We start from the raw sequence: 15,841 nt of genomic DNA, 5'->3' as shown, positions 1-15,841 counted from the left end.
GACTACTTGGCCAACTTTTGACTGAAAATAAACGGTGTGTCCGGAAGCGCGGTAAAGCGACGCACGATATCGTGGTAGGTTTGATCCGGGTTTAACGTTACCAGCGCTTGCGGATAGGCAATTTTCGCCAGATATTCCATGCCGACAATGTTATACGGATGGTTATAGAAGTGGTGATACACCCCGTAAACCTGGCCGGCTTTGATGGCGGGGACCTGATCGATACCTGGACGGCTTAACAGCACATCGGCTTTAGCCTGAATATCCTCAGCGGTAGCGTTATAGCCGAACGACAGAATTTTGTTGGCGCTGTTGCCGCGTTTGGAACCGGTCATGATATAGGCATCCGGTTTTTCCGCGATCACTTTTTCCAGTGAGATAAAACCGGTAGCACCGGGCAGCAGATCGGCGGCGATATTGGTCACTCCAACCGCTCTTAGTAAACCGCCCCAGCCGTTATCTTTATGGCTAAAGCAGCAGGCATCGCTGTTGCCCGCGATAGGTTCAATAAACACGCGCGGTTTCGGCGTAATGGCTGCGGTCTTTTGCTGGATGTCTGCGGCGTGCTGACGGTAGAAGTCGGTATAGGCTTTGGCGTTCTCTTCGCGGTTAAGCACCTTGCCGAGCAGGTCAATACTGTCTGCGGTGTTCTTGGCCGGATCGATTTCATAATCGACAAACAGCAACGGAATGTGCAGTTCGTTCAGTTTGTTCACCACGCCATTGCCTTCCAGCGACGCTTTGGCACGCAGTTGTGCCACCATCAAATCCGGTTTTTTCACCAGCACGCTTTCCAGCTCGATGTCGCCTTTGTCACCAAAGCCCATATCAAGGATAGTTTCTGCATCCGGCCATTTGCCTTTTAACAGATTCCAGGTCGCGGTATCCTGTTTTTTCGGCAGATTGTTCCATGCCACTAAACGCTGGAAGGGATCGTCGCGATCCAGCAGCGCCAGCGCCATAATATCGCGCCCGTCTTGCAGCACCAGGTGCTTCGGCTCTTGTTGCAGCGTGACGGTATTGCCCGCCATATCGGTGACCGTTAACGGATATTGTGTGGCGTGGCTGAAAAGCGGTGTGGCAAGCAGTGCGGTGAAAAACAGCGAGTTGATGGATTTCTTAAACATGGTGTCGTCCCGTTACCACCTGCTCTGATGAATCAGGCCTCTCCTGATACAAATCAGACAGATGTAATGCATTTGATAATCATTATCGTATTACCATACGCCAAAACTTAACAGGAACGCAATGTAAGGAAACATATCAGATGTTGTCCCGCCCACCGCCAGTGAACGGGACAAAGGACAGTCTTAGCGTTTCAGGGCTTCGCTAAGTTGTTCACGAATGGCTGACAGAATGGACTTCACCACGCGCGGGTTGCCCGCCACCAGGTTGCCAGAAGCGAGATAGTTGTGGCCGCCGACGAAGTCAGTCACGATACCGCCCGCTTCACGCACCAGCAGCTCGCCACCGGCGAAATCCCAAGGCTTCAGGCCAATTTCGAAGAAACCGTCTACGCGGCCCGCTGCCACATAGGCCAGATCCAGCGCGGCAGAACCGGTGCGACGGAAGTCAGCGCAGGTGGTAAACAGGGCAGATACCATATTGATGTAAGGGGGCGCGTGCTGTTTCTGCTTGAAAGGGAAGCCGGTCGCCAGAATGGTGCCTTCCAGATCGCGCGCGTTGCCGCTGCGCAGACGATAGCCGTTCAACTGTGCGCCCTGACCGCGCGTGGCGGTAAACAGCTCATTGCGCATCGGATCGTAAACCACAGCAACTTCAGTGCGGCCTTTAATGCGCACAGCAATGGAAACAGCAAAATGGGGGAGACGTTTAACGAAGTTGGTGGTGCCATCCAGCGGATCGATAATCCATTGCACTGTGTCGTCTTCACCGACTACTTCGCCGCACTCTTCACCAATAATGGTGTGCTGGGGGTAGGATTTGCGGATCACCTCAATAATCAGGCGTTCGGCGTCGCGGTCAACGTTGGTAACAAAGTCGTTGGTGCCTTTTTGGCTCGCTTCAACGGCGTCGGGGGTTTCATAATTCTTGGCAATTAAATTACCGCCCTTGCGCGCAGCGCGCACAGCGATGTTAAGCATCGGATGCATGGTATCGTCCACTAGGATGTTAAAGAACAGAAAGCGAGGCGCAGTATAGCAGGGGAAAGAGAAAATAGCGAAGTCTGTGATACACTAATCGTGTTTTTCACTCTTTTTCTTCTTTCTTACTGCCGAGTCAACATGTTAGAGAATATTCGTATCGTTCTGGTGGAAACCTCGCACACGGGCAATATGGGGTCTACTGCCAGAGCGATGAAAACCATGGGGTTAAAGAACCTCTATCTGGTGAACCCACTGATCAAACCGGATTCACAGGCAATCGCACTGGCCGCAGGTGCCAGCGATATTATTGGTAACGCTACGCTGGTTAATACGTTGGATGAAGCGCTGGTCGGCTGCAACCTGGTGGTTGGCACCAGTGCGCGTTCTCGTTCGCTGCCCTGGCCGATGCTCGAACCGCGCGAGTGCGGCGTGCGCAGCACGCACCGGTGGCGCTGGTGTTTGGCCGTGAACGCGTGGGGTTGACCAACGACGAACTGCAAAAATGCCACTATCACGTCTGTATTCCTGCTAACCCCGAGTACAGTTCGTTGAATCTGGCGATGGCCGTTCAGTTGATCGCTTATGAAGTGCGCGTTGCGCATCTGGATTTGCAGGCGCAGGGTGCACCGCAAATCGTGGAAGAGCCCTATCCCTTGGTTGACGATCTGGAACGCTTCTATACCCATCTGGAAGAAACGCTGCATTACACCGGGTTTATTCGTAAGGCCCATCAGGGACAGGTGATGCACAAACTGCGCCGTTTATTCACCCGTGCGCGCCCGGAAGAGCAGGAGTTGGCCATTCTGCGTGGCATTTTGAGCTCGGTACAAAAAAACCGACGTGACGGTCAGGAATAGAAAAGCGGCGAATAAATACTTGAGTGAATTACTCGGTTAAATAGTTGACTAAAACACTCGGGAATGTCAGACTCAAAGGGTGCTATGTAAGTACATGCATTCACAGTGCATGTTTATAATAATCGTGTTCGATAATAAGCTGTTTTATCTACAGGTAGCACTATTATGAGACTGACATCAAAAGGCCGTTATGCCGTTACCGCCATGCTTGATGTGGCACTGCACTCCAAAGAAGGGCCGGTTCCTTTGGCGGATATTTCCGAGCGGCAGGGAATATCGCTGTCGTATCTGGAACAACTGTTCTCTCGCTTGCGCAAAAACGGGCTGGTGTCCAGCGTCCGTGGGCCGGGCGGTGGTTACCTGCTAGGCAAAAACGCCAATGAAATCGCCGTTGGTGCCGTGATCTCTGCCGTAGACGAATCCGTCGATGCGACCCGTTGCCAGGGGCGTGAAGGCTGCCAGGGTGGCGATCGCTGCCTGACGCACACGTTGTGGCGCGATCTCAGCGACCGTATCACCGATTTCTTGAACAATATCACGCTGGACGAACTGGTGAATAATCAGGAAGTGCTGGACGTGGCGGATCGCCAAGATGCCGACACGCGTCGCACCGCCAACGGACGTTTTCAAGAAACCATTAATGTTAATCTGCGCGCCTGATAGTTCATCCTCGCAGGAATAATAAAATCAAAACGCATTGTACGTTTTGAAGTGATGTACGGAGTTTATGAGCAATGAAGTTACCCATTTATCTAGACTATTCAGCCACGACGCCGGTTGACCCGCGCGTGGCTGAAAAAATGATGCAGTTTTTGACCCTGGACGGTACGTTCGGCAACCAGGCTTCCCGTTCTCACCGCTTTGGTTGGCAGGCGGAAGAGGCAGTGGATATCGCGCGTAACCAAATCGCCGAGCTGGTGGGTGCCGATCCGCGTGAAATTGTGTTCACGTCCGGCGCGACCGAGGCCGACAACCTTGCTATCAAAGGTGCCGCCAACTTCTATCAGAAGAAAGGCAAGCACATCATTACCAGCAAGACCGAACATAAAGCCGTGCTGGATACCTGCCGTCAGTTAGAGCGTGAAGGCTTTGAGGTCACGTACCTCGCGCCGCAGCGCAACGGCATTATTGACCTGCACGAACTCGAAGCAGCAATGCGTGAAGACACCATTGTGGTTTCCATCATGCACGTGAACAACGAAATCGGTGTGGTACAGGACATTGCCGCTATCGGCGAGATGTGCCGCAGCCGTGGTATCGTGTTCCACGTTGATGCCACGCAGAGCGTGGGCAAACTGCCTATCGATCTCAGCAAGATCAAAGTCGATTTAATGTCTTTCTCCGGTCATAAAATTTATGGCCCGAAAGGCATTGGCGCGCTGTATGTGCGTCGTAAACCCCGTATCCGTATTGAAGCGCAGATGCACGGTGGCGGCCACGAACGCGGTATGCGTTCCGGCACCTTGCCCGTGCACCAGATCGTTGGCATGGGCGAAGCCTACCGTATTGCCAAAGAAGAGATGGTGGCGGAAGTCGCTCGCCTGAGCGCGCTGCGTCATCGCTTGTGGAACGGTATCAAGGATATTGAAGAGGTGTACCTCAACGGTGACCTGGAACAGGGCGCGCCGAATATCCTGAACGTCAGCTTTAACTATGTTGAGGGTGAATCCCTGATCATGGCGCTGAAAGACCTGGCTGTCTCCTCCGGTTCTGCCTGTACTTCTGCGAGCCTGGAGCCATCCTATGTGCTGCGTGCGCTGGGTATGAATGATGAATTGGCGCACAGCTCGATCCGCTTCTCTCTCGGTCGTTTTACTACCGAGGAAGAGATCGACTACACCATCGATTTGGTCCAGAAATCCATTGGACGTTTGCGTGACCTTTCCCCGCTGTGGGAGATGTTCAAGCAGGGCGTGGATCTGACCACCATCGAATGGGCTCATCATTAATTCGCAGCACGGAGAACGTTAATCATGGCATACAGCGAAAAAGTTATCGATCATTACGAAAATCCGCGCAACGTCGGCTCCTTTGACAACACCGATCCGTCGATTGGTAGCGGCATGGTGGGTGCACCGGCATGTGGCGACGTAATGAAATTACAGATCAAAGTCAGCGACAGCGGCATCATCGAAGACGCGCGTTTCAAAACCTACGGTTGTGGCTCTGCCATTGCTTCGAGTTCGCTGATCACTGAATGGGTGAAAGGCAAGTCTCTGGACGAAGCCGAGGCTATCAAGAACACTCAGATCGCCGAGGAACTGGAACTGCCACCGGTGAAAATTCACTGTTCTATTCTGGCGGAAGATGCGATCAAAGCAGCGATCGCGGATTACAAAAGCAAACGCACAGCGAAATAATCTGTCGGCGAACCGTGCTGCCCGGCGTGCATACGTTGGGCAGAAGGCGTGCTAACGATACCGAGGTTGTTGTATGTCTATTTCTCTTAGCGATAGCGCAGCACAACGTGTCAGCGCTTTTATGGCAAATCGAGGCAAAGGCGTTGGCCTGCGCTTGGGGGTGCGGACGTCAGGTTGTTCTGGCATGGCTTATGTGCTTGAGTTTGTTGACGACCTTAACGACGACGATGTGGTGTTTGAAGATAAAGGGGTCAGGGTCATCATTGATGGCAAAAGCCTGGTTTATCTCGACGGCACGCAGTTGGATTTCGTCAAAGAAGGGTTGAACGAAGGATTCAAGTTCAATAATCCCAACGTTAACGGCGAATGCGGCTGCGGCGAAAGCTTTACGGTCTGATTCGTTTTGCCCGTGTTAACGGGAGCATGCTCGTGACGCGTTGGCGCAGGGCGGCTACCCGTTAGCGCCACACTGTCCGAGCGCACTATGGATTACTTTACGTTATTCGGGCTGCCGATTCACTACGATGTGGATGGCAGCCTGCTCCTTTCTCGTTATCAGGAACTGCAACGCCAGTTCCATCCCGATCGTTTTGCCACGCAGCCCGAACGGGAGCGTCTGCTGGCGGTACAGCAGGCAGCAACGGTTAATGATGCCTACCAGTCGCTGAAACATCCGCTGAAACGTGCAGAATATATGTTATCGTTGCACGGTTTTGATCTGGGTAACGAGCAACATACCCTGCGCGATACGGCCTTTCTGATGGAGCAACTGGAACTGCGCGAGCAGTTGGATGCGATTTCACATCAGGCAGAGGCTGAAGCCGCGCTGGCCGATTTTGCCAACCAGTTAACTGCCATGATACGGCAGCGCACGGCGCAGATGCAGTCCGAACTGGCGCTGGCATCGTGGTCGGCGGCGGCCGATACGGTGCGTAAACTCCGCTTTTTGGATAAGCTGCAACAGCAGGTGGAACAACTCGAAGAACAACTGCTGGATCGCTAATCTGCGCAGTGATGCACATAATCGAATAATGTCTTTTTATTTCGTCGGCGCAACGGTGGCGCTGACAGCCAATTGATGGAAGCTCAATATGGCCCTATTACAAATTAGTGAACCCGGCCTCAGCGCAGCACCACATCAGCGCCGTCTTGCCGTGGGTATTGATCTCGGCACCACCAATTCGCTGGTGGCAACGGTGCGCAGCGGCGAAGCACAGCCGCTGGCAGATGCCGAAGGCCGTGAACTGCTGCCGTCGGTGGTGCGCTATGATGCCGAAAATATTGTCGTCGGCTGGGCGGCACAGGCGCAGGCGGTAAACGATCCCGCCAACACCGTCAGTTCCGTCAAGCGACTGATGGGCCGTTCGCTGGCCGATATTCAGCAACGTTATCCCCATTTGCCGTACCATTTTCAGTCCAGCGACAACGGCTTGCCCGTGTTGCAAACGGCGGCGGGTAACAAAAACCCGATTCAGGTTTCTGCCGATATCCTCTCTGCGCTCGCGGCGCGGGCTGAAGCCGCGCTGGGCGGTGTGCCGGATGGCGTAGTGATCACCGTTCCTGCCTATTTCGATGACGCTCAACGTCAAGGCACCAAAGATGCGGCGCGTTTGGCCGGATTGCATGTGCTGCGTTTGCTCAATGAGCCGACGGCGGCAGCTATTGCTTACGGGCTGGATTCGGGTAAGGAAGGGGTGATTGCCGTCTACGATCTGGGCGGTGGCACTTTTGATATCTCCATCCTGCGTTTAAGCCGCGGGGTGTTTGAAGTGCTGGCGACCGGCGGTGACTCTGCACTGGGCGGCGACGATTTCGACCACCTGTTGGTGGAGTGGCTGCGCGAGCAGGCCGGTGTTAACGATCGTTCTGATGCACGCGTGCAGCGTGAATTGATTGAAACGGCCTTGCATGCCAAGGTTGCGCTCAGCGCCGCGCCGTCAGTGACGGTACAGGTTGGTACCTGGCAGGGCGAACTGAGCCGCGAACAGTTTGATGCACTTATCGAGCCGTTGGTGAAACGCACGCTGCTTTCCTGCCGCCGGGCACTGAAAGATGCGGGCGTTCAGGCCGATGAGGTACAGGAAGTGGTAATGGTGGGGGGATCGACCCGTGTGCCAGTGGTGCGTACCCGCGTCGGCGATTTCTTTGGCCGCACGCCGCTGACCGCCATCGATCCGGATAAAGTGGTAGCGCTGGGCGCGGCCATTCAGGCGGATATTTTGGTGGGTAACAAGCCAGACAGCGAGATGCTGCTGCTGGATGTGATCCCGCTGTCGCTCGGTCTGGAAACCATGGGTGGCCTGGTCGAGAAGGTGATTCCGCGTAACACCACCATTCCGGTGGCGCGCGCGCAGGAGTTCACCACGTTTAAAGACGGTCAGACCGCCATGATGATCCATGTGCTGCAAGGTGAACGCGAACTGGTACAGGATTGTCGTTCGCTGGCGCGATTCTCACTGCGCGGCATCCCGCCGCTGCCCGCCGGTGGCGCGCATATTCGTGTCACCTTTCAGGTGGATGCGGATGGCCTGCTGAGCGTCACGGCAATGGAGAAATCCACGGGCGTGGAAGCGGCGATTCAGGTCAAACCGTCGTATGGGCTGAGCGATGATGAAATTGCTGCGATGATCACCGACTCGATGCAGAATGCGCAGAGTGACGTCGCGGCACGCATGTTGGCGGAGCAGAAAGTCGAAGCGGCGCGAGTGTTGGAAAGCGTGCACAGCGCGCTGGCCGCCGATGCGGATTTGCTGAGCGCCGAAGAACAGGCGGCTATCGTTCAGGCGGTGTCGGCGCTGCAACAGGTGAGTGCAGGCGATGACGTTGCGCTGATTGAAGCCGCAATAAAAACAGTAGATCAACAAACCCAGGGGTTCGCTGCGCGTCGTATGGATGCTTCCATTCGTCGGGCGCTGGCAGGACACTCTGTGGACGAGGTGTGAGCATGCCTAAGATAGTTTTTTTACCGCATCAGGATCTGTGTCCTGAAGGCGCGGTATTGGAAGCCAAAGCGGGTGAAACGATTCTGGACGTCGCCCTGCGTAACGGTATTGAAGTCGAACACGCCTGTGAGAAATCCTGCGCGTGTACTACCTGCCATTGCATCGTGCGCGAAGGGTTTGATTCTCTCGCGGAAAGCACAGAAGATGAAGATGACATGCTGGACAAAGCCTGGGGGCTGGAGCCCGAAAGCCGTCTGGGCTGTCAGGCGCGTGTCGCGGGTGACGATCTGGTGGTTGAGATCCCGCGTTACACCATTAACCATGCCCGCGAGCATTAACAGGAGCTGATCATGGGATTGAAATGGACAGACAGCCGGGCCATTGGTGAAGCGCTGTATGACGCGTTTCCCGACACAGATCCGAAAACGGTGCGTTTTACTGACCTGCATCGCTGGATTTGCGAGCTGGATGAGTTTGATGACGCGCCGGACGCTTCCAACGAAAAAATCCTGGAAGCGATACTGCTGGTGTGGTTAGACGAAGCGGAATGACCATTCTGGGCTGCCTGACGGGCGGCCCTTTTTTTTCAACCCCCTCACCCTGAATAATTCGAATTGAAACATGATGGGTATAGGCTGCTGTTGAAAATAATATCCACGGAGCTGATATGACAAGCGAAGCTATGCAGATTTCACTCTCCACCCAGCCTGCCGATGCACGTTGGGGAGAAAAAGCGTCGTTGAGCGCTAACGAACAAGGGTTCACCATTCATCTGCCCGAAACGGCCGCGTTGGGCATTATTCAGCGCGCGGCGCGCAAAATTGACGGGCAAGGCATCAAGCACGTCAAACTGGTGGGCGAAGGCTGGGATCTGGAAACCAGCTGGGCGTTCTGGCAAGGCTACCGCGCCCCGAAAGGTAAACGTACCGTCGAATGGGCACCGTTGGAAGAGGCACAGCGCAAGGCGCTGGATCTGCGCCTGAAAGTGGTTGATTGGGTCCGCGACACCATTAACCTGCCTGCCGAATATCTCGGGCCAGAACAACTGGCAACGCGTGCGGTGGATTTGCTGCATGATGTGGGCGGCAACGCGGTCAACTATCGCATCACCAAGGGTGAAGATCTGCGCGATCAAAACTATATCGGGCTGCATACGGTAGGGCGTGGTTCTGAACGTCAACCGGTGCTGTTGGCGCTGGATTTTAACCCGACGGGCAACTCGGATGCACCGGTGTTTGCTTGTCTTGTGGGCAAGGGCATCACCTTTGACAGCGGCGGCTATAGCCTGAAGCCGAGTGGCTTTATGGATTCGATGAAATCCGATATGGGCGGCGCAGCATTGGTCACTGGTGCGCTGGCGCTGGCGATTGCTCAAGGGCTAACCCGTCGCGTAAAACTCTACCTGTGCTGCGCCGACAATATGGTGAGCGGTAACGCATTCCGTCTTGGTGACATTTTGCGCTATCGCAACGGTAAAACCGTCGAAGTGATGAACACCGACGCGGAAGGGCGTCTGGTGCTGGCGGATGGCCTGATCGATGCCAGCGCGCAAGCGCCACAGTGGATTATCGATTGTGCTACGCTGACCGGTGCGGCCAAAACGGCACTGGGTAACGACTATCACGCGCTATTCAGCTTTGATGATGCCTTTGCTGAACGCCTGCTCACCAGCGCAAAACAGGAAAACGAACCGTTTTGGCGCTTGCCGTTGGAAGAATTTCACCGTTCACAACTGCCGTCCAGCTTTGCCGAGCTGAATAACGTTGCAGGCGCGGCGCACAGTGCGGGTGCCAGCACGGCGGCGGCGTTCTTGTCGCATTTTGTCTCGTCCTATCAGAAAGGGTGGTTGCATATCGACTGCTCGGCGACCTACCGCAAAGGGGCGGTGGATCAGTGGGCAACCGGCGCGACCGGTTTGGGCGTACGTACGCTCGCCAATTTGCTGCTGAGCGAAAGTGAATAAGGCGTGAGTGATAACAACCGTATGACATTTACCCCGCAAAACAAGCTGGAAGAGGTGCTGATGAAGGCGGCGACCGAGCCCGCCCATCGGCCTGAATTCTTCACAGAACTGATGGACGCCACCGTCTATATCATCGGTAACAGCGATGACGCGAGCGAGCAGGGCGCCAGTACGCTGCCGGTTGGCAGTCAGGTTGAGATTCAGCACTGGGAAAAACCCGATGGCAGCACCGCTATCCCGTTTTTCTCGTCGCTGGAAGCCTTGCAGATGGCTATCTCAACGGAAGCCGCTTTTCTGGCGCTGCCAGCCCGCTCGCTGTTTGAATTAACGCAGGGGCAGACGTTGTTTCTTAACCCTAAACTCCCCTACGGCAAAGAGTTCCTGCCGCAGGAGGTGGAACACATGCTGGCGGGTGAGGGCAATGGCTTTGTGCATAGCCGTGTGGTTGATGAGCCGGTAGAGGTGCATCTCAGCCTGCCGGAACCGTCGCCGGATCAGATGATCGATTCGCTGACGCAACTGCTTGCCAAGCATCGCCCGGTGCGTCGTGCATGGGTGGCGCAGATCCAGGAGGGTGACGCGGAACCGAATCTGCTGATCGGTCTGGAACTGGTTGATTTGAATGAGGTGGAGGCGGTTATCCAGGCGGTGGGCACGGTTGCCAGCGATACGGTGGTCGGCGATCAGCCAGTGGATATTTGCATCGTCGATAAAGAAGAAAAAGGCGGCGTCAGCCACTATTTTCTGCATCACGCTACGCCGTTTTATGAGCACAAGTGGGGCAGTTTCCTGCGCGAGTTCAAACAGACGGGCAAAGCGTAATTTACCTCGGGCATCCCCTGCTCAGGGGATGCCATCTACACCGGGTTACCCGTGGTCGCCCGCAGCAGCAGTAAATCAATCAGTAACACTAAATTAGATTCGAACGAACTAACCTCTCCTGCTTCAGCCGCAAAATGAATGGCGTCATCATGCAAGCGAAAGTGTAAATCTGCCACGTTGGCTAACGGATTAAACGACGCGCGGGTGAAGGCGAACACGGTCATGCCAATGTTTCTGGCGATCTGCGCTTTTTCAATCACCTGCTCGGTTTCTCCGCTGCGCGAGATAGCGATAAAGATGCGGTATTTCGGGGCATTGCTAAGAAAAATCCCTTTGCTGTCCCCCAGACCGGAGACGAACGCATCTTTACCCAGTATTTGCAGTTTTTTGGCGAAATACTCCGTGAACAGGTGAGAGAACCCAGCACCGTAAAGAAAAAAATGGCTCTCGTGACGCAGGATATGGCAGAAGGCGTCCATCAAAGCAGGCGTTACGTAGGTGAAGGTTTTTTCGTAATTGGCGACAAAATGGCGATAGGCTTCGGGGATGCCGTCGCTGGCAACCGATGCGGGGTTTGCCGGAAATGAACGCGGCGCATCGGTGAGCAACTGCTTGCAGTGATAGATAAACTCGCTGTAGCCGCTAAACCCCATTTTTTGACACAGGCGCATAATGGTTGCGGTCGAGACGTAGGTTTGCTGCGCCAACTCACGTACGGTTATCTTGCCGACCAGCGATGCGTGCTCGGCAATAAACACCAGCACGCGGTGCTCCGCGCGCGTCAAATCTCTGCCGTGGTGAACCAGTGATGTCAACCGGCTATCCATGGTGCTGCTCCTGCGTGGCAATCAGCCTACTGCGATAGGGGTATCATCACGGCTGCCCCATTCGCTCCAGGCACCGTCATACAGTGTGACATCGGATACGCCCAACTGTGCAAGCGCCAGGATCACCACCACGGCGGTGACGCCAGAACCGCAGCTGGCAACAATCGGGCGGCTGAAATCCAGGCCCGCTTTGTGCAGAATCGTCGCCAATTCAGGGCTGGGTTTCAGGGTACCTTGCGTCACCAGATCGCCCCAGGGTACGTTTAGGCTGCCGGGAATATGGCCGCGATGCAGACCGGGGCGCGGTTCATCCACTTCACCGCGAAAACGCGGGGCAGGGCGTGCATCGACGATTTGCGCCGAGCCGTCGCGACTGATCGCCGCTACTTGTTCCCGCGAGCGGATCGCGCCTTCGGTTAACACGGCATTAAAATGCGCTGGGGTGGGATGCACGTCTCCCTGCTCAATCGGATAACCTCGCGCTTTCCAGTCTGCCAGCCCACCGGAAAGAATCACCACCTGACGAGCACCGAAGTGAGTGAGCATCCACCAGGCTCGTGGGGCGGAAAACAGGTTACCTTCATCGTAAATCACCAGCGGTTTCTGATCGCTGATGCCCAATTCACCCATTGCGTTGGCGAACGCTTCAGCGCTGGGCATCATGTGGGGCAATGCGGTGTTGGGATCGGACAGGGTTTCAATATCAAAAAAAACCGCACCGGGCAGATGCCCCGCGCGGTATTCAGCATGGATATCCCGGCTGGTTTCACCCGGAGGTAACATGCGCGCATCGATCAGTGTGATGTCATCGGAAGCCAGATGCTCCACGAGCCAGTCGGCAGAAACAAACAAACGGGAAGAAGAAGCTGACATATAAACCCCACGCATGGGCAGTGCATGCCGCCCTGAGTGAAACAGTGGTAAATATTGTCAGCCATTTTTCCTTTTCCGACAAGCAGCTATTCAGATTTGCCTGCACTCACCGCCACACCGTCACGGTAGGCCTGTTTCAACTGCGGCCAATATTCCCGGTTGGCTGCGATCATCTCATCGAGGATCGCTTTGGCATGCTGCATGGTGGGCACGGTGCGATTAAGCGTAAACGCCTGTAATGCTTTCTCGTAGCTGCCTTCAAGCGTCGCTTCCACCAATAACTGTTCGGATGCCAACTGCTGTTCCAGCAGCGCACGATGGAACGTCGGTACATTACCCATGCGAACCGGTTCCGGTCCGTTTGCCGTGATATACGCGGGCACCTCCACCATCGCATCATAGGGCAGATTGGCAATTGCCCCTTTGTTCTCAACGATCACCAGATGGCGCTGGCGCAGGTCGAATGCCAGTGAGCAGGCTACGTCGACAATAAACGCCCCGTGCACGCCAACGTGGAACGCGTCTGGCAAAATTCCGGTTTGTTTGTAGGTCGCGGCGGCGGCAAACAGCTTCTTCTCGCGCCCGTCCATCACTTCGTTGGCGCGAGTGTAGTTGGGGTCCTGATGCGCGACGATGTCGTTCGGCATCAGGTAATACTGCAAATAAGGGTTCGGCACGAATTCCGGAAAGTGATCCATCACCGGTTTGATATTGCGCCAGGTTTTCACCCAGGACGGATCGGCATGCTGCGGATCGGTGTCTGCGGCATTGGCGGTTAGCAGGCCATAACGGGCGATGTGCTCGCGTAACTCTGGCAAACGATCTTCCCCCTCGACCAGTACGCGGGTAAACCAGCCAAAGTGATTCAGGCCGAAGTAATCCACGGTAATGTCTTCGCGTTTTACGCCCAGTACGGCGGCGATATTGCGCATTGCTGCCACCGGCATATCGCAGATATTGAGTACCCGGGCATCAGGGCGCAGGCGACGGATCCCTTCGGCAACAATCGCCGCGGGATTGGAGTAGTTAACAATCCAGGCATCTTTATGTGCAAAGCGCTCAACCAGATCGATCAGTTCCACCATCGGCAGGATGGTGCGCAGGCCGTAGGCCAATCCACCGGGGCCGCAGGTTTCCTGCCCGACGACGCCGTGACGCAGCGGGATCCTCTCATCCTGCTCGCGCATTTTGTATTGTCCAACGCGCATTTGTGCAAACACAAAATGCGCGCCGGAAAAGGCGACTTCCGGATCGGTGGTGACACAGAAACGGATGCTGTCGCTGTGATCGCGAATTACCTTTTCGACCACCGGTGCGATGGTGTCCTGACGTTGACTGTCGATGTCGTACAAGCGGATTTCAGCCAGCGGAAAATCCGCCAGGCGTACCATCAGGCTTTTCACGATACCGGGGGTATAGGTGCTACCGCCACCGGCAATGGTCAGGATGAAAGGGGGTTTGGTCATCGTCTGTCTCCTTTTAAAGCGCATTTTCTACGGCTTCACGAACGGTTTTTACATGCAGCCCATACACCACCTGGACATTGTTGCCCTGGCGGATAACGGCTTTGGCACCAGTGGTTTTCAACTGCTGGTCATCGACCAGCGCGGTGTCTTTCACGGTCACCCGCAATCGGGTGTAGCAGTTGTCGACCACCTCAATATTGGGTTTGCCGCCCAGTCCGGCGATGACGGTGGCACCGTCGGGGACGTTGCTGCCTTTTTCCTGCGCTTTACTCTGATAGTCGGTTTTGGAGTAGAGCCGCGTCTCTTCTTCATCCGCTTCACGTCCAGGTGTCGGCATGTCGAAGTACAAGATCAGGGTGCGGAACACAAAGAAGTAGATCACCGACATGGTCAGGCCGACCGCGATGTACATCGGCCAGTTGGATTTGGCGATGCCCAGCGGCAGGTTATACAGCAGGAAATCAATCACGCCGTTAGCGCCGATGGCGTGTACGCCAAGCAGTGAGAACAACATCATTCCCAGCCCGGTTAACACCGCGTGCACCACAAACAGTAACGGTGCGACGAACAGGAAGGAGAACTCCAGCGTCTCGGTGACACCGAGCAGAAAAGAGGTAAAGGCCGCGGGAATCAGGATGGCCTTGGCGGCAATGCGTTTTTCAGGCTTGGCAGTGACGTACATCGCCAGGGCCGCCGCAGTCAGGCCAAACATTTTACTGATACCACGAGCATCCCACGCGACAGTCGGGCTCAGCTGTGTGACGCTGGGGCAGGCCATTTCTGCGAAATAAATATTACGCGCACCCTGATACAGCTTGCCGCACACATCGGCGGTTCCACCGAGTTCGGTATACAGGAACGGAGTATATACAAGGTGATGTAACCCGGTTGGGATCAGAATACGCTCAAGGAAGCCGTAAATGGCTACCCCAAACGGTCCTGCCCCTTTAATTGCAAAGGCCAGTGCGCTAATGCCGTGTTGGGCATAGGGCCAGACGGCGCTCATGACAAAGCCGAGCAGTATCGCGCTGGGGATCGCCAGAATGGTGACAAAACAGTGGCCTGAGTAGATAGCCATCACGCCGTTAAACTGTTTGCTGGAATAACGGTTAAACAGATAACCGGCAAAGGCACCGATGAGGATACCGGCGAACACGCCCATTTCCAGCACTTGCACCCCCAGCACCATGCCTTGTCCGGCAGGACGCATCTCTGCGGCAGGCACCAGTTTGCCCTGAAGTTGTAGCGTAATGTTCATTGCGTTGATGAAAATGATAAAGGTCACCAACCCGATCAGGGCGGCATAACCTTTGTCACGCGTGGCAAGGCCAATGGGAATGCCGACGGCAAACACTAGCGCCAGGTTGGCCAGAATGGCAACGGCGGATTTGGCGATCAGTTGACCAAAACTCTGAATAATGGGGTGGTGCAGTAAAGGCAGGTATTCGGCCAGGTTGCCGTTACCGAACACATTACCAAACGCGATAAACAACCCGACGATTGGCAGGATCAGCACCGGACCGTACAGCGATTTGCCGAAATTCTGCAACGCATTGACGGCTCTTTTCATGTTTTGCCCTCTTCGTGGCTATTGTTAAGGGTAACGTCTGTCAGGTATCACCT

Annotated in this window: 16 protein-coding genes and 1 pseudogene; 11 read left to right on the top strand and 6 right to left on the bottom strand. The window is 55.1% G+C overall.

All coding sequences use genetic code 11. The annotated features are described in order from the left end of the window. Positions 1-2: 2 nt before the first annotated feature. Positions 3-1,127: an ABC transporter substrate-binding protein gene (locus tag K6K13_RS15335; protein WP_222157769.1), complete on the bottom strand. Its 1,125-nt coding sequence runs from the start codon at positions 1,125-1,127 to the stop codon at positions 3-5. 183 nt (positions 1,128-1,310) lie between these two features. After that, a complete protein-coding gene (suhB, locus tag K6K13_RS15330; protein WP_222157768.1) occupies positions 1,311-2,114 on the bottom strand; it encodes an inositol-1-monophosphatase in 804 nt (267 codons plus the stop codon). A 132-nt stretch (positions 2,115-2,246) separates the two neighbouring features. Here suhB and trmJ point away from each other — a divergent pair. From trmJ to sseB, 11 genes and pseudogenes are all read left to right on the top strand, one after another. Beyond that, positions 2,247-2,965: pseudogene (trmJ, locus tag K6K13_RS15325) on the top strand (tRNA (cytosine(32)/uridine(32)-2'-O)-methyltransferase TrmJ). Between the two features lie 165 nt (positions 2,966-3,130). Beyond that, a complete protein-coding gene (gene iscR / locus K6K13_RS15320; protein WP_222157767.1) occupies positions 3,131-3,625 on the top strand; it encodes a Fe-S cluster assembly transcriptional regulator IscR in 495 nt (164 codons plus the stop codon). 74 nt (positions 3,626-3,699) lie between these two features. Next, positions 3,700-4,914, top strand: a complete 1,215-nt coding sequence (locus tag K6K13_RS15315) for an IscS subfamily cysteine desulfurase (RefSeq protein WP_222157766.1) — start codon at positions 3,700-3,702, stop codon at positions 4,912-4,914. A 24-nt stretch (positions 4,915-4,938) separates the two neighbouring features. After that, positions 4,939-5,325 carry a Fe-S cluster assembly scaffold IscU gene (iscU, locus tag K6K13_RS15310; RefSeq protein ID WP_222157765.1) on the top strand — a complete coding sequence of 129 codons (387 nt, stop codon included), beginning with the start codon at positions 4,939-4,941 and terminating at the stop codon, positions 5,323-5,325. A 73-nt stretch (positions 5,326-5,398) separates the two neighbouring features. After that, the gene (gene iscA / locus K6K13_RS15305; RefSeq protein ID WP_222157764.1) at positions 5,399-5,722 is read left to right on the top strand and encodes an iron-sulfur cluster assembly protein IscA; all 324 of its coding nucleotides are present in this window, start codon (positions 5,399-5,401) and stop codon (positions 5,720-5,722) included. A gap of 87 nt (positions 5,723-5,809) precedes the next feature. Continuing rightward, positions 5,810-6,328 (top strand): co-chaperone HscB, encoded by a 519-nt coding sequence (hscB, locus tag K6K13_RS15300; RefSeq protein WP_222157763.1) that lies wholly within the window; start codon positions 5,810-5,812, stop codon positions 6,326-6,328. Between the two features lie 88 nt (positions 6,329-6,416). After that, positions 6,417-8,267, top strand: coding sequence for a Fe-S protein assembly chaperone HscA (gene hscA / locus K6K13_RS15295; protein ID WP_222157762.1), 1,851 nt, complete (start codon positions 6,417-6,419; stop codon positions 8,265-8,267). 2 nt (positions 8,268-8,269) lie between these two features. Continuing rightward, positions 8,270-8,605, top strand: coding sequence for an ISC system 2Fe-2S type ferredoxin (gene fdx, locus K6K13_RS15290; protein ID WP_222157761.1), 336 nt, complete (start codon positions 8,270-8,272; stop codon positions 8,603-8,605). Positions 8,606-8,617: 12 nt separating this feature from the next. Beyond that, complete coding sequence (iscX, locus tag K6K13_RS15285; RefSeq protein WP_222157760.1) at positions 8,618-8,818, top strand: Fe-S cluster assembly protein IscX; 201 nt, start codon at positions 8,618-8,620, stop codon at positions 8,816-8,818. Between the two features lie 116 nt (positions 8,819-8,934). After that, positions 8,935-10,230 (top strand): aminopeptidase PepB, encoded by a 1,296-nt coding sequence (gene pepB, locus K6K13_RS15280; protein ID WP_222157759.1) that lies wholly within the window; start codon positions 8,935-8,937, stop codon positions 10,228-10,230. Positions 10,231-10,251: 21 nt separating this feature from the next. After that, the gene (gene sseB, locus K6K13_RS15275) at positions 10,252-11,052 is read left to right on the top strand and encodes an enhanced serine sensitivity protein SseB (protein WP_222161123.1); all 801 of its coding nucleotides are present in this window, start codon (positions 10,252-10,254) and stop codon (positions 11,050-11,052) included. A 35-nt stretch (positions 11,053-11,087) separates the two neighbouring features. Here the strand turns inward: sseB and K6K13_RS15270 are convergent, their stop codons facing one another. The 4 genes from K6K13_RS15270 to K6K13_RS15255 all read right to left on the bottom strand — a co-directional run bounded on the left by K6K13_RS15270 (position 11,088) and on the right by K6K13_RS15255 (position 15,788). Then, positions 11,088-11,879 carry a MurR/RpiR family transcriptional regulator gene (locus tag K6K13_RS15270; protein WP_222157758.1) on the bottom strand — a complete coding sequence of 264 codons (792 nt, stop codon included), beginning with the start codon at positions 11,877-11,879 and terminating at the stop codon, positions 11,088-11,090. Positions 11,880-11,900: 21 nt separating this feature from the next. Next, entirely contained in the window at positions 11,901-12,752 is an 852-nt protein-coding gene (gene sseA / locus K6K13_RS15265; RefSeq protein WP_222157757.1) for a 3-mercaptopyruvate sulfurtransferase, read from the bottom strand. 86 nt (positions 12,753-12,838) lie between these two features. Continuing rightward, positions 12,839-14,218, bottom strand: a complete 1,380-nt coding sequence (locus K6K13_RS15260; RefSeq protein WP_222157756.1) for a 6-phospho-alpha-glucosidase — start codon at positions 14,216-14,218, stop codon at positions 12,839-12,841. Positions 14,219-14,231: 13 nt separating this feature from the next. Next, entirely contained in the window at positions 14,232-15,788 is a 1,557-nt protein-coding gene (locus K6K13_RS15255; RefSeq protein ID WP_222157755.1) for a PTS transporter subunit EIIC, read from the bottom strand. Positions 15,789-15,841: the final 53 nt, after the last annotated feature.

This window comes from Symbiopectobacterium purcellii, from assembly GCF_019797845.1.
Classification (GTDB): Bacteria; Pseudomonadota; Gammaproteobacteria; order Enterobacterales; family Enterobacteriaceae; genus Symbiopectobacterium; species Symbiopectobacterium purcellii.
The sequence above is the reverse complement of the archived record's forward strand: the minus strand, read 5'-3'. Positions and strand labels throughout refer to the sequence as shown.

Excerpts from the sequence above, each read along its gene's own strand:
- K6K13_RS15335 (WP_222157769.1), bottom strand. The coding sequence starts at position 1,127 with ATGTTTAAGAAATCCATCAACTCGCTGTTTTTCACCGCACTGCTTGCC.
- suhB (WP_222157768.1), bottom strand. The coding sequence starts at position 2,114 with ATGCATCCGATGCTTAACATCGCTGTGCGCGCTGCGCGCAAGGGCGGT.
- iscR (WP_222157767.1), top strand. The coding sequence starts at position 3,131 with ATGAGACTGACATCAAAAGGCCGTTATGCCGTTACCGCCATGCTTGAT.
- K6K13_RS15315 (WP_222157766.1), top strand. The coding sequence starts at position 3,700 with ATGAAGTTACCCATTTATCTAGACTATTCAGCCACGACGCCGGTTGAC.
- iscU (WP_222157765.1), top strand. The coding sequence starts at position 4,939 with ATGGCATACAGCGAAAAAGTTATCGATCATTACGAAAATCCGCGCAAC.
- iscA (WP_222157764.1), top strand. The coding sequence starts at position 5,399 with ATGTCTATTTCTCTTAGCGATAGCGCAGCACAACGTGTCAGCGCTTTT.
- hscB (WP_222157763.1), top strand. The coding sequence starts at position 5,810 with ATGGATTACTTTACGTTATTCGGGCTGCCGATTCACTACGATGTGGAT.
- hscA (WP_222157762.1), top strand. The coding sequence starts at position 6,417 with ATGGCCCTATTACAAATTAGTGAACCCGGCCTCAGCGCAGCACCACAT.
- fdx (WP_222157761.1), top strand. The coding sequence starts at position 8,270 with ATGCCTAAGATAGTTTTTTTACCGCATCAGGATCTGTGTCCTGAAGGC.
- iscX (WP_222157760.1), top strand. The coding sequence starts at position 8,618 with ATGGGATTGAAATGGACAGACAGCCGGGCCATTGGTGAAGCGCTGTAT.
- pepB (WP_222157759.1), top strand. The coding sequence starts at position 8,935 with ATGACAAGCGAAGCTATGCAGATTTCACTCTCCACCCAGCCTGCCGAT.
- sseB (WP_222161123.1), top strand. The coding sequence starts at position 10,252 with ATGACATTTACCCCGCAAAACAAGCTGGAAGAGGTGCTGATGAAGGCG.
- K6K13_RS15270 (WP_222157758.1), bottom strand. The coding sequence starts at position 11,879 with ATGGATAGCCGGTTGACATCACTGGTTCACCACGGCAGAGATTTGACG.
- sseA (WP_222157757.1), bottom strand. The coding sequence starts at position 12,752 with ATGTCAGCTTCTTCTTCCCGTTTGTTTGTTTCTGCCGACTGGCTCGTG.
- K6K13_RS15260 (WP_222157756.1), bottom strand. The coding sequence starts at position 14,218 with ATGACCAAACCCCCTTTCATCCTGACCATTGCCGGTGGCGGTAGCACC.
- K6K13_RS15255 (WP_222157755.1), bottom strand. The coding sequence starts at position 15,788 with ATGAAAAGAGCCGTCAATGCGTTGCAGAATTTCGGCAAATCGCTGTAC.